The sequence below is a fragment of the Herbidospora yilanensis genome (assembly GCF_001570565.1).
Taxonomy (GTDB): Bacteria; Actinomycetota; Actinomycetes; order Streptosporangiales; family Streptosporangiaceae; genus Herbidospora; species Herbidospora yilanensis.
The window spans coordinates 159,840-171,892 of the sequence record NZ_BBXE01000015.1; the positions used below are offsets into that span (position 1 = coordinate 159,840).

A 12,053-nucleotide genomic window follows, 5' to 3' on the forward strand; every position below is an offset into this window, starting at 1 on the left:
GGTCCTGGGAACTGATGGCCCACTTCTGGTCCCGAGACCTGGGACGCGGCTGCGCCAAACCCGAATGCCCTCGCTGCGGAGGGAGCCGGAACCGATGATGCGCCCGCTCACCGAAGGCGAGCACACGGCCGTCTCCGTCGTGACGGCGGCGGTCGGTGCGCTGGGCCTCATCGGATTCGTCATCTCCTTCGCCACCGTGGCACAGGCCGCCGAACCGGCCTTCGGCCGTCTGGCCTTCCTACTTCCGCTCGGTGTCGACCTCGGGATCGGAGTGTTCGCCGCGCTGGACATCGTCCTTGCCCGGCTGGACATGCGGGTGCGCTGGTTGCGCCTGATTCCGTGGACGCTCACCGCCGCCACCGTCTATCTGAACGTCGCCACGCAGGCCGACGTGTTCGGCATGGTCGCCCACGCGGTGCTACCGCTGCTGTGGGTGGTCGCCGTCGAGGTGGGCGCCCACGTCATCCGCAAGCGCGCCAACCTGGCCAACCCGGCGCGGATGGACCGCATCCGGAGTTCTCGCTGGGTGCTGGCTCCGATCTCGACCGGCCTGCTCTGGCGGCGCATGGTGCTCTGGGAGATCCGCAGCTATGGGGATGCGCTCGACCGTGAGCGTGAGCGCGTCCTGGCCACGATCGATCTGCACGACCGGTATGGCCGCCTGTGGCGGTTCAAGGCGAGCCGTCGCGAGCGGGCGCTTTACCGGCTCGGTGAGCTCACGCCCGCCGCAGGTCCGGCCGTGGTTCCTGTTCCGCCGACCGGCCGCCGGGCTGATGTCGACGACCTCATGCCGCTCGGTTGGCAGATCCTCGCCGACCACGACGCCGTCGGTACGCCGCTCACTCGTGACCGGCTCCGGGACGCGGTCCGCGAGACCGGTCAGTCCATTTCCACCGACCGGGCGGGGGCGCTGCTCGCCCGCCTCCGGTCCGAGACACCTCCCCGCCGTTCCGCCCGCTTCAAGGCTCACGAGGTGACCTCATGACGGATCACGAGCCCACTGCTGATGTCGTCCAGATCGACGCCGCCCGGGAACGCCGGGCGGTTGCTGAAGACCGACCGGTCGAGGGCGTCGTCGTCCGCGTCGACCGGCCCGACGCGGACGGCCCGGACTGGCTGACCGCCCTGGCCGAGCGGTCGAAGGACCGCCGCCCGATCGTCCCGTCATGGATGCGGTCGGGACCGGAACGTACCGCGACCGTCAAGTGGGTCGCGGCCCACTACACCTACGTGGCCGGGTACCACGTCACCCGGTCACCGAAGTACGCCGGACGGCTGGCCATGCGCGCCCCGGTCGGCCTGGCCCGCGTCGTCAACAGCTCGTTGTCCTGGACGTTCGACCTCGAAGGGCGGCCCGTCCGCCTGGACGCGGTCCGCCGGGCCGACGCCGAGGCCTACCTCAAGCTGTCGCGCCAGCGGGACGCCCGCGTCCGGCTGCGCGTGGTGATCGCGCTTCTCGCGCTCGGCGTCGTCGTGCCCGCCGGGCTGGTGGTCGCGTTCACCCCGCCGGGAGCTCAGTTGTGCGCGCTGGTGGTCCTGGTGGTCGTCCTGGGCGTCGCCGGTCGTCCGGCGGACCGGCCGTTGATCGATCGGGCGGTCGTGCCGACCGCACACGAGAAGCTGACCAGCGACATCGTGATCCGCGCCCTGGGCGCACTCGGTGTGCCCGCCATCAACCAGGCCCTCGCCCGGGGCGGGTCGGGGATCAACTTCGTCGCCCCGATCACCCGTGACGGCGGCACCGGCTACCGGGCAGACCTGGACCTGCCCTACGGCGTCACAGTCGCCGAAGTCATGGATCGGCGGGAGAAGCTCGCGTCCGGCTTGCGCCGCCCGCTGGGCTGCGTGTGGCCGGAGGCGGTTCCCGACCAGCACACCGGCCGCATGGTCCTGTTCGTCGGCGACCAGGACATGAACAAGGCCAAACAGCCGGCCTGGCCGCTACTCAAGTCGGGCGCCGTCGACCTGTTCAAGGCTCAGCCGTTCGGCACCGACCAGCGAGGACGGTTCGCGTCCATCACCCTGATGTTCGTCTCGGTGATCATCGGCTCCATCCCGCGCATGGGCAAGACGTTCCTGCTCCGCCTGCTCTGCCTCATCGCCGCACTCGACCCGCGCGCCGAACTGCACCTGTACGACCTCAAGGGCACCGGCGACCTGTCGCCGCTGGAATCGGTCGCTCACCGGTACCGCGCCGGGGAGGAAGACGAGGACGTCGCCTATGCGATCTCCGACATGCGGGCGCTGAAGGAGGAGCTTCGCCGCCGGGCCAAGGTGATCCGGAACCTGCCCAAGGACGTCTGCCCAGAGTCGAAGGTCACGCCGGAACTGGCCAGCAACAAGAGTCTCGGGCTGCACCCGATCGTGATCGCCGTCGACGAGTGCCAGGTCTGGTTCGAGCACGCCAAGTACGGTGACGAGTTCGAATCGATCTGCACCGACCTGGTCAAGCGCGGCCCCGCGCTGGGGATCGTCCTGATCGTCGCCACTCAGCGCCCGGACGCGAAGTCACTCCCGACCGGCATCAGCGCGAACGCGGTCCTGCGCCTGTGCCTCAAGGTGATGGGCCACACCGAGAACGACATGGTGCTCGGCACGTCCGCGCATAAGAACGGCGTCAGGGCCACCATGTTCAGCTTCTCCGACAAGGGGATCTGCTACTACGCGGGCGAAGGGGACGCTCCGCGCATCACCAAGTCCGTCTACATCGACGCCCCGGCCGCCGAGAAGATCGCCCTCCGGGCGCGTGCTTTGCGGGTTCAGGCGGGAACGCTGTCCGGCCACGCCCTGGGAGACGGGTTCGAGGCCGACGCCGCCCCGGCCTTCGACCTGCTGGCCGACATCCTGGGCGTGGTCGGGGAGCCGAAGGTCTGGAACGAGACCGTCGTAACGCGACTGGCCGAACTCCGCCCGGCGGTCTACGGCCCATGGGCCGACCTGGAGCCCGAAGCGCGGGCGGCCCAGCTCACCACCGCACTCAAGCCCTACGGCGTCCGTACCGGCCAGGTCTGGGGCAACACCGAGGACGGACGCGGCGCGAACCGTCGGGGGATCACCCGCGACGAGATCGCCAAGGCACTCGCCGACCGCTCATCTGACGCTTCGTAGCCGTCGCTCTCGCCGCTAGGTCTAGCGGTCACCCCCGCTAGACCTAGCGCCCCTGCTAGCGCCTCAAAGCCCTGCCTGTACGTGATCTAGCGCGCTAGCAGCCCATCTGCGTCAGCCCGGGAAACATCCCTAGGAGCCACCTGTGGCCATCGCCATAGCCCTGCTAGTCCTCTGCCTGTTCGGTGTCACGCTCGGTTACATCGGTCTCTGCTCCGCGTCGCCGTGGAAGCCGTGCATCCGGTGCCGCAACAAGCGCCGGTCCCGTCACTGCCGCGCCTGCAACGGCACCGGCCTGCGCCAACGCGCGGGCTGGCAGGTCTGGGTCTACCTGACCCGGTTCGGGCGCACCCGATGACCAACCGCCACGCTTACGCTCTCGCCGCCGCTTCGCATGGTTGGCACGTCTTCCCGCTCACCCCGAACGCGAAGACCCCGCTCCGCGGCTTCACGGCCTGGGAGAAACACGCCACCACCGACCGCGACCTGATCGGCCGGTGCTGGGCCGCGAACCCGTTCAACATCGGCATCGCCTGTGGTCCGTCCCGGCTCGTGGTCGTCGACTTGGACCGGCCCAAGCCCGGCGCTTCGCCGCCGGAGCCGTTCGACGAACCCGGCGTCACCGACGGCGCCGACGCCCTGGCCCTGCTCTGCGAACGAGCCGGTCAGCCGCTCCCGTTCGACACCTTCACCGTCCGCACCCGCAACGGAGGAACGCACCTGTACTTCACCGCACCTACCGGCTCCGCCCTCGGCAACACTGCCGGACGGCTGGGCTGGCTCATCGACACCCGCGCCAACGGCGGCTACGTGGTCGGCCCCGGCAGCCACGTCAGCACGCCGGGAGAGACCGGCGAATACGAGGTGACCAACGCCATCGCCCCGGCCGAGCTCCCGCCCTGGCTGGCCGCACGGCTCACCGACAAGCCTTCCGTCCGCGTCACCAACACGCCCCCAGGAGGAGATCAGGTGACGCGCTACGCCTGGCGAGCGCTCCACGGCGAGACCGAACGCCTGTTCAGCGCTGGACCCGGAACCCGCAACAACACGCTCAATCAGGCCGCGTTCGCCCTGGGCCAGCTCATCGCGAACGGCCTGCTCCCGCGCCACCTGGTCGAGTCCGCGCTCCAGGAGGCCGCCGAGACCATCGGCCTGCCCGCGCACGAAGCCGCCACGACCATCCGTTCCGGCCTGACCGCCGGAGTCCGCCAGCCACGCCGGGACGCACGATGACCAATACACCCGCAGAGCGCGCAACGGCCCTGCTCTCCACGCTCAACGCCGACCAGGTCCTCACCGCGATGCACGCCCAACCTTGGGACACCCCGGTCCCGCTGGCCGCGCGCGGCACGTTGCCGACCTTCCCCGCTCACGCTCTCCCCGCCTGGGCTGGCGAGTTCACCGCCGCCCTGGCCGAGGAGACACAGACGCCGGTGGACCTGGCCGGATGCATCGTGCTCGCCGCGCTGTCGACGGCCGCCGGAGGGCGGGCGCTGGTCAACGTGCGCGGTAGCTGGTGCGAGCCGGTCAACCTGTTCGTCGTCGTCGCGATGCCGCCCGGCTCTCGCAAGTCACCGGTCTTCCGGGCGATCGTCGCGCCCCTCCAGGCCGCCGAGCGGGCACTTCAGGAACAGGTCCGCCCACTCATCACTGAGGCCGAGCTGGCGCGCAAGGTCGCCCAAGAGTCCGCCGACAAGGCCGCCCGCATGGCTGCCTCAGCACGCGGCGACTCCGCCGGGGATGCCCTCGCTGAGGCGACCAGCGCCGCCCTGGCCGTCGACGGCATCACCGTCCCGGCCGAACCACGACTGATCGCCGACGACATCACACCGGAAGCTGCCGCGAGTCTTCTGGCCGAGCAGGGCGGACGGCTGGCCGTCCTGTCGGCAGAGGGCGGCATCTTCGCCACGCTGGCCGGACGGTACTCCGGTGTCGCGAACTTGGACCTGTTTCTCAAGGGCCACGCCGGAGACCTGCTGATCGTTGACCGGCGCAGCCGCCGGGAGCGCGTCGACCACGCCGCGCTCACCCTGGGCCTGGCCGTCCAGCCCGACATCGTCACTGAGATCGCCAGCTCACCCGGCTTTCGCGGCAAGGGCCTGCTCGGGCGCATCCTCTACAGCCTGCCAACAAGCAACGTCGGCTACCGACTGATCGACCCGCCCGCCGTCCCCGAACAGGTCGCAGCAGAGTACGCAGCCAGCCTGGGACGGCTCGTCACCGAGATGTACGGCTGGCAGGACCCCGCCCGCCTGGTCCTGTCGCCCGAGGCGGCCGACCTGTTCCGTGCTCAACGGGAGCGCACGGAACCACGGCTCCGCCCCGACGCTGGAGACCTGGCCCACATCAGCGACTGGGCCGCCAAGTTCGACGGCGCGGTCGCCCGAATCGCCGGCCTGCTCCACCTGGCCGCCCACATCGGCGACGGCTGGCGCAAGCCCATCGCGGCCGACACCATGACCGCCGCGATCGAGCTGGGCGACTACTTCACCGCTCACGCCTTGGCCACCTTCGACGCCATGGGCCAGGACCCCGGCGTCGAAGCCGCCCGCACCGTCCACGCCTGGCTCACCAAAGCCCGGCCCGAGCACTTCACCCGCCGCGACGCCCACCGCGCGCTCCAACGCAAGTTCAAGAAGGCCGTCGACCTGGACCCGGCCTTCGACCTGCTGGAGCAGTCTGGCTGGATCCGCCGTGAGCCCGACCCGACCACGAGCAGGGGCAACCCCTCACCCCGCTACGCCGTGCACCCTGACCTGCACCGCACCGCCTGAGGAGCCGCCCTGATGCCTCGCATGCTCACCCTGGCCGACCTGTGCGACGAACTCCAGATCAGCCGCTCGACCTTCTACGACTGGCGCGCCAAGGGTCGCGCTCCCAAGTGCCTCAAGCTCCCCAACGGTGACCTGCGCATTCGCCGTGCCGACCTGGACCGCTGGCTCGACACCCGAGAGGACAACGCCTGATGACCGACACCACGTACAAGGTCCGCGTCTTCAAGACCGAGGTCAGGAAGAACCCGGCAGGAAAGGCCACGTCCTACCGAGTCCAGTGGCAGACGGATGGACGAAAGATCTGGAGGAAGTCCTTTCCTCTGGCGGCCCAGGCCGAGACCTACCGCAGCGCCCTGATCACTGCGGCGCGCAATGGCGAGGCATTCAGCCTGGTGACCGGAGAACCGGTTTCGTGGAGCCGGACACGGACGCAGGAAATGACCTGGTACGCCTTTCTCTGCAAGTACGTCGACATGAAGTGGAAAGGCGCATCGGCCAACTACCGGCAGGTCATCGCCCGTGCGCTGACGGCCGCCACGCCAGCCATGTACACGACGCAGAAGGGCAAGCCGGATGACAAAGCTCTCCGTTCGGCGCTCCACCGCTACGCCTTCAACACCCAACAGCGGGAGACCGCGACCGGCGACGTGGCCACCACGCTGAAATGGCTGGCCGACCACAGCAAACCGATATCAGCCCTGACCGACTCAGGTCTCATGCGTGACGTACTCGACAAGGCAACGTCCACCGTGGCCGGCACCCGCGCCGCGCCGAACACCGTGAGAAAGCACCGCCTGATCGTCTCCAACGCACTCGATTACGCGGTGGAACTGAAGCTCCTGGACAACAACCCGCTCAAGACCCTCAACTGGAAACCCCCGAAAAGCACCTACGAAGTCGACCGAGCCAGCGTGATCAATCACGCCCAGGCCCGCCAACTCCTGGACGCCGTACGCCAACAGCAGCCGAGCGGTCCCCGCCTCGTGGCGTTCTTCGCTGTCATGTACTACGCGGGATTGCGTCCCGAGGAAGCGGTCAACCTCCGCACCGACAACGTGATCCTCCCCGATCTCAAAGAGGGAGAGGAAGAAGGCTGGGGCGAACTCCACTTCAGAAAGGCCGCCCCCTATGCCGGGCGGGAGTGGACCGACACGCGCACAATCCGAGAGGAACGCTCACTTAAACACCGCCCCGATGGTCATTCAAGGACCGTTCCGACGCCGCCCGCGCTCACCGCGATCCTCCGCGCGCATCTGACCGAGTTTCCGAACGGGCCGAATAACCGCATCTTCTTCGGCGTGCGCGGCAATGAACTGTCGCAAGTCACCTACCGGCGAGCGTGGAGCGCAGCCCGCACGCAAGCCCTGACCCCGGCCCAGTCCGATTCGGCCCTGGCCAAGCGGCCCTACGACCTCCGCCATGCGTGCGTCTCCACCTGGCTCAACGCGGGCGTCCCCGCAACCCAAGTCGCGCTATGGGCAGGCCACAGCGTCGAGGTACTGCTCAGGATCTACGCCAAGTGCGTCACCGGACAAGACGCCGTCGCACGTCAGCGCATCGCGGAGGCACTCACAGCGGACTAATCCCGTGGGTAAGAACTGAGTAAGAACACCCGCAAACGATCAGCGTTAGCCGATCACGGTCAGACACAAGAAAGAGCCCTTCGCCGGTATAACCACCGGTGAGGGCTCTTTTTGATTGGTGCTCCCGGTAGGAGTCGAATCTACGGCACCGGTTTAGGAAGACTGAGCAATTCATGCAGATTTATGCCGTTGACCTGCCGTAGCGGGCTGAGTCTGGGCCTCGGTTGAGCTGATCATTTCCTATGCCACGGCAGAGGTGGGTCCGTGTGCGTGGGAGATTGTTGTCATCTTTCTCGGGACATCAAGATCTCCTCTGCATTGGCGCAAATAAGATTACTCGAAAGTCGGTCTCTGACACCAATTCGCTGGATGCGGCCGTGCGGTGCGCCTCGCCGCGAACGGCGTGCATCGAAGTCTGTGATCGTTACGGCATCAGTCAATGACACTCAGGTTAGGAGTGCGGTGGTCGCACGCTCCGGTTGTATGACTTGATCTGCGTAAACGGCTTGACAGGGTCATGTAGTTCGCAAGATCATTCCGCACATGTCTCGTGCTGAATGACCGTGACCATAGCAATGGTAAGCCGACCCGAGCGCAGCCCCTGCGCCACGCTAAGGAAGATACAAGCCGATGAAAGACACGAAGCTACCCCTGCTCAGCGCTGATTCCATCGGTGCTATCGCGGACATCGCACGATCAACTCGTGATGCGGAACGCGCGTTCTCTGCAGTTGGCATCACCCTGCAGAGGAAGCCAGCCATGCGGCATGGTGACGCCACGATCATTCCCAGTACGGCGAGTCACGTGTCCCGAACCCTTCGCGGCCTTGACCTTGATGAGCCCCGGGTGGTGAGCGCCGTACTACGTGCAGTCGTGGCGTTGGCCGAGATATACGAATCGGCGCCTTCGGCGGACAAGAGCAGGTTGGTGCGGCTTCGCCACTGTCTGGCCGCTGATGGGTTTCCGCTCGATGCCAGTGGGGACCCAATGGCGGCCATCCGCGCTCTGGGCGCAGCCGCCTTGGATGTTCTCCTGGATGCTTCGGCGATCCGCGTGGAACTGGCTCGTTTAGAAAGGTCACTGGATGGCGATCCCAGCCTGGCGATTGGCAAGGCAAAGAACCTTATCGAAGCGACGGCTAAGGCGGTTCTCGCTCAAAAGGGGCAGCCTGTGGGTAGTAATCAGAACGTGCCGACTTTGGTCAAGAAGGCCATGGAGGTACTCGGCGTACATCCCGATCAGGTCGACACGGCCACGTCGCCTATCGTGCGAGACATCTTGGGTGACCTGCGAGACATCGCACTCAAGATCGGCACTTTGCGAAACAAGGTTGGCGACGGTCATGGCAGCACGTCTGCCGTGACCGGTATCGCGGCGAGAGACAGCCGTCTCGCTGTACGCGCCGCGATTGCGTGGTGTGCATACATGCTGGACGCGCTCAGCGAACCTGGTGGGCCGCTCCCTACCCCTGATCAATCCGACGGTTCCGGCTGAGCAGTGTGCTGTGCGAACTCTTCGCGGAAGTCAGCGAGGAGTTTCAGCTCGCCCTCGGGGGTGGTTGCGTACCAGAACTCCCAGCCATTGCAATTCTTCACATCAAGCGCGGCGCAGGCGGCACCTGATGGCGTATCAAAGACCTTGCCATCGAGCTCAATCCTTCCTTCTGAAGTAACGACCGCTGTCGCACCTGTTCCGCGCTCGTAGTCGATGAGAGTGGCACCAACGTCCAGCAGGCCGAGTTCGATAAGGTCGGACATCTTGACCCCGAAGACGCCACTCGGCTTCGGCGTGGCTTCCAGTTTGCCAGGGGCAGGGTATTCGGGGTGGTAGGACGGGTCTCGGAGCAGCATGAAAGCATCCCTCGTGACCTGGGCCATCTGATGACGACGTGCCGCTAGAAACGATTGATAGTCCATTTCATGCCAGTTCTCGGGTAGGGCATGCAGGTAGGTGTGCCTGGCCAACTCGTTAGAGGGCAGGTTCGCCTCGGCGATCTCCTGAGGCCAGTACTCAGAGGGTGCCTTGTCGGAGATGGCGATATTTGTGTGCCACTCCACAAGCGCCATGTTGGCGATTTGGTTGATCTTGCTGGTGTCCGTGATCTGGAGTGTTCCGCGGAGATGCTTACGCGGGAAGAGATGATGTCGCTCTATTCCTCTCTTCGCGATGACGGCGGGGTCAAGCCGGGTGCGGACTCGTATGTGAGAGAGGAGTGCAGGGGCGTCGAGGATGTTGAGAGCCGCGATGTAGGCCATGAGGGCCGGTGATTTCGAGGCTGAGGTCGCTAGGCCGTTGGGAAGTGTGATTGTCCAGAAGTCGTTGGTCAGCGTGTTATTGATCAAGCTGTCGAGAGCTTCGCAGAAGCCGTCCGCGTCTCCTGGATCGATGCCGTCCAATAGGGCAAAGTCACGCTCTGCTTGGGTTTCGAATGAGCCCGAGTAGCGACTGGTGGTGTGCGTCATGAAGAACCACAGCGCGATGACCTCGCGAAGCCTCGGAATCGGCACGCCATAGTGGACCTTGCCGAAGAGCCACATTGCGTAGGTAAACAGGATGGCGTTGTCGCTGGAAATCATCTTGCTGCTGCGAAACCCGGCACGTTCCAGACAGAGAAGGAACTCATGCCAGTTGGTGAGGTTAAGGACATGAGCTTGGGCCTCTTCGAGTCTCGCGAATTGCGCCTCCCTTCCCTGGGGAGATTGGTTCCCTGACTCCAGATCTCGGCCTCGGAGCAGGGTGTAGACATTCTTCAGCACCGCTCGCCTGAAGGCGAGGGCAACAGTTACGCGGAGCATTTGCGGGGGCTGCGGCTGGATGTACCAGTTGAAGGGGGAGGCGGTATTGGGCGTTGGCGCCTTGGAGAATCTGCTGAAGTCCTCGAGTTCCCGGCGCCCTTTCTCCCAGAAAACGCTCATGAGAGTGAGGATGAAGTCGGCCTGGTTCAGGGTCACGCCCTCGCTGTTGATGCGGACGAAGACCTCGGCCACTTGCTCCTCGTCGACGTTGCTGGACAGCTCCATCACTTTAAATATGTATCCGTCCATGCCATGCAGTTTTCCAAGATTCCCTGCGAGGCGGTCACTCTCAGTCTGATCGAGACTGCGTTTGGCTGACAGTCGGTCAAGAAATTCCCGCACTATCTGTAGGAAGTTGCCTGCCGTCCAAAGCGTGCTGATGTCCGGGATAAACTCAGGATCTTTCTCGACGGCCGCGTCGGTGACCGCGAAGGTCTCGTCCGCCGGCCGGAAGGCGATCCGGATGCGGGTTGTGGAGTAGTCCTCGCGTAGGACCTCCTTGCCCTGCATCACCGTGTACAGCGAGGTCAATCGCTGCTGGCCATCGACAATTAGATAGCGGGGGATGGCTTTTCCTGTGCCGATCTGTCTGGCACCCGGATCAGCATCGGTTTCCCAAAACAGAAGAAATCCGACTGGGAATCCCTTGTACATCGAGTCGAAAAGTGATCGGACCTTGGTTGCCTGCCAGACAAACGGGCGCTGGATGTCGGGTAGTGCGATCTGTCCGAGATCGATGGCCTGGACCAGAAAGCTAACGGAGTAGCTGGAGTCCTTGAATAGCATCGCAGCCATGATCACCTACAAGTGGGGGGGAAGGTAGCTGATCACTGACTCTAGCCGGGGAGCACGAAGTCGTCTCTGTTCTTAAGAACTATCACGATGTTCCCTGCGTTGGGTGGAGTCGGATTGCTGGACTCTATGCGGTAGGCGGTTGGGGTAGAGGCCAGACGTAGATCGTCTGCTTACTGATCCCCAGACTGCGGGCAATGTCCCTGACAGCCGTCCGGTCGCGACCAGGGCCAATACCTTGCAGCGAAACTTCGAGGGGAGCCCTTGCGCGGTATGCCAACCTCTTCTCGAGGGGTCTATGGCACACGAGTCGCGCAGGGCGACTCCACGAAAGCCGGAGAACATCAGAGCCTCCGCCAGACCCGGGTCGCTTCACTGCCAGGCGCCTGCGTCCCCACCTGGCTCAACGCGGGCGTCTCCGCAACCCAAGTCGCCTTGTGGGCCGGCCACGGCGTCGAGGTCCTGCTCCGGATCTGCGCCAAATGCTTAGCTGGGCAAGACGCCGTCGCACGTCAGCGCGTCGCGGAGGCACTCGCAGTGGACTGCACTGTGGGTAAGAACTGGGTAAGAACACCCGCAAACGATCAGCTTTAGCCGATCACACCCGTACACAAGAAAGAGCCCTCCACCGGCATACCCGCTGGTGAGGGCTCTTGTGTTTGGTGCCCCCGGTAGGAATCGAACCTACGACACCAGGTTTAGGAAACCTGTGCTCTATCCCCTGAGCTACGGGAGCCGACCCCCCAAGCCTAGCGAAACCACAGCCCCCCGCGCGCCACCCACCACACCCCAAAGTCCCCCCGCCCGAAGGTAAAGCAAAGACAACCACGCCCCCACCCCCCAGGGAAGGGTGATGGGCTCGCCCCCGTGAACCGAGGACGCCACCCCGGCAGTCGCGCACTCCGCCCCGTAGTCCTGCTGGCCGCCCTACTAGCCCCCGCCGTACTGGCCTTAGGGTTACTCGTCGCCGAACTGACCGAATTCGGCGTCCCCCCGTACCTGCG

Annotated in this window: 9 protein-coding genes and 1 tRNA gene; 8 read left to right on the forward strand and 2 right to left on the reverse strand. The window is 65.4% G+C overall.

The window, feature by feature from the left end; all coding sequences use genetic code 11:
• Positions 1–94: 94 nt before the first annotated feature.
• From AW273_RS07020 to AW273_RS36055, 8 genes are all read left to right on the forward strand, one after another.
• Positions 95–985, forward strand: coding sequence for a DUF2637 domain-containing protein (locus tag AW273_RS07020; RefSeq protein WP_198168037.1), 891 nt, complete (start codon positions 95–97; stop codon positions 983–985).
• Complete coding sequence (locus tag AW273_RS07025) at positions 982–3,108, forward strand: cell division protein FtsK (protein WP_062346445.1); 2,127 nt, start codon at positions 982–984, stop codon at positions 3,106–3,108. Before AW273_RS07020 ends, AW273_RS07025 begins: the two co-directional genes overlap by 4 nt.
• 142 nt (positions 3,109–3,250) lie before the next feature.
• On the forward strand, positions 3,251–3,463 hold the full coding sequence (locus AW273_RS07030) for a hypothetical protein (RefSeq protein ID WP_062346447.1): 213 nt from the start codon (positions 3,251–3,253) through the stop codon (positions 3,461–3,463).
• Positions 3,460–4,338, forward strand: coding sequence for a bifunctional DNA primase/polymerase (locus tag AW273_RS07035; protein WP_062346449.1), 879 nt, complete (start codon positions 3,460–3,462; stop codon positions 4,336–4,338). The genes AW273_RS07030 and AW273_RS07035 overlap by 4 nt, the downstream gene beginning before the upstream one ends.
• Positions 4,335–5,879 carry a YfjI family protein gene (locus AW273_RS07040; protein WP_062346451.1) on the forward strand — a complete coding sequence of 515 codons (1,545 nt, stop codon included), beginning with the start codon at positions 4,335–4,337 and terminating at the stop codon, positions 5,877–5,879. The genes AW273_RS07035 and AW273_RS07040 overlap by 4 nt, the downstream gene beginning before the upstream one ends.
• A 12-nt stretch (positions 5,880–5,891) precedes the next feature.
• A complete protein-coding gene (locus AW273_RS07045; RefSeq protein ID WP_030452043.1) occupies positions 5,892–6,071 on the forward strand; it encodes a helix-turn-helix transcriptional regulator in 180 nt (59 codons plus the stop codon).
• Positions 6,071–7,462 carry a tyrosine-type recombinase/integrase gene (locus AW273_RS07050; protein ID WP_062346453.1) on the forward strand — a complete coding sequence of 464 codons (1,392 nt, stop codon included), beginning with the start codon at positions 6,071–6,073 and terminating at the stop codon, positions 7,460–7,462. The genes AW273_RS07045 and AW273_RS07050 overlap by 1 nt, the downstream gene beginning before the upstream one ends.
• A 630-nt stretch (positions 7,463–8,092) precedes the next feature.
• Positions 8,093–8,956: an abortive infection family protein gene (locus AW273_RS36055; RefSeq protein WP_083949566.1), complete on the forward strand. Its 864-nt coding sequence runs from the start codon at positions 8,093–8,095 to the stop codon at positions 8,954–8,956.
• Here the strand turns inward: AW273_RS36055 and AW273_RS07060 are convergent.
• Together AW273_RS07060 and AW273_RS07065 are read right to left on the reverse strand one after the other, a co-directional pair.
• Complete coding sequence (locus AW273_RS07060; RefSeq protein WP_198168038.1) at positions 8,935–11,043, reverse strand: GmrSD restriction endonuclease domain-containing protein; 2,109 nt, start codon at positions 11,041–11,043, stop codon at positions 8,935–8,937. The two genes, AW273_RS36055 and AW273_RS07060, sit on opposite strands and share 22 nt — an antisense overlap.
• Positions 11,044–11,709: 666 nt before the next feature.
• A tRNA-Arg gene (locus AW273_RS07065) sits at positions 11,710–11,785 on the reverse strand.
• Positions 11,786–12,053: the final 268 nt, after the last annotated feature.

Excerpts from the sequence above, each read along its gene's own strand:
- AW273_RS07020 (WP_198168037.1), top strand. The coding sequence starts at position 95 with ATGATGCGCCCGCTCACCGAAGGCGAGCACACGGCCGTCTCCGTCGTG.
- AW273_RS07025 (WP_062346445.1), top strand. The coding sequence starts at position 982 with ATGACGGATCACGAGCCCACTGCTGATGTCGTCCAGATCGACGCCGCC.
- AW273_RS07035 (WP_062346449.1), top strand. The coding sequence starts at position 3,460 with ATGACCAACCGCCACGCTTACGCTCTCGCCGCCGCTTCGCATGGTTGG.
- AW273_RS07040 (WP_062346451.1), top strand. The coding sequence starts at position 4,335 with ATGACCAATACACCCGCAGAGCGCGCAACGGCCCTGCTCTCCACGCTC.
- AW273_RS07045 (WP_030452043.1), top strand. The coding sequence starts at position 5,892 with ATGCCTCGCATGCTCACCCTGGCCGACCTGTGCGACGAACTCCAGATC.
- AW273_RS07050 (WP_062346453.1), top strand. The coding sequence starts at position 6,071 with ATGACCGACACCACGTACAAGGTCCGCGTCTTCAAGACCGAGGTCAGG.
- AW273_RS36055 (WP_083949566.1), top strand. The coding sequence starts at position 8,093 with ATGAAAGACACGAAGCTACCCCTGCTCAGCGCTGATTCCATCGGTGCT.
- AW273_RS07060 (WP_198168038.1), bottom strand. The coding sequence starts at position 11,043 with ATGCTATTCAAGGACTCCAGCTACTCCGTTAGCTTTCTGGTCCAGGCC.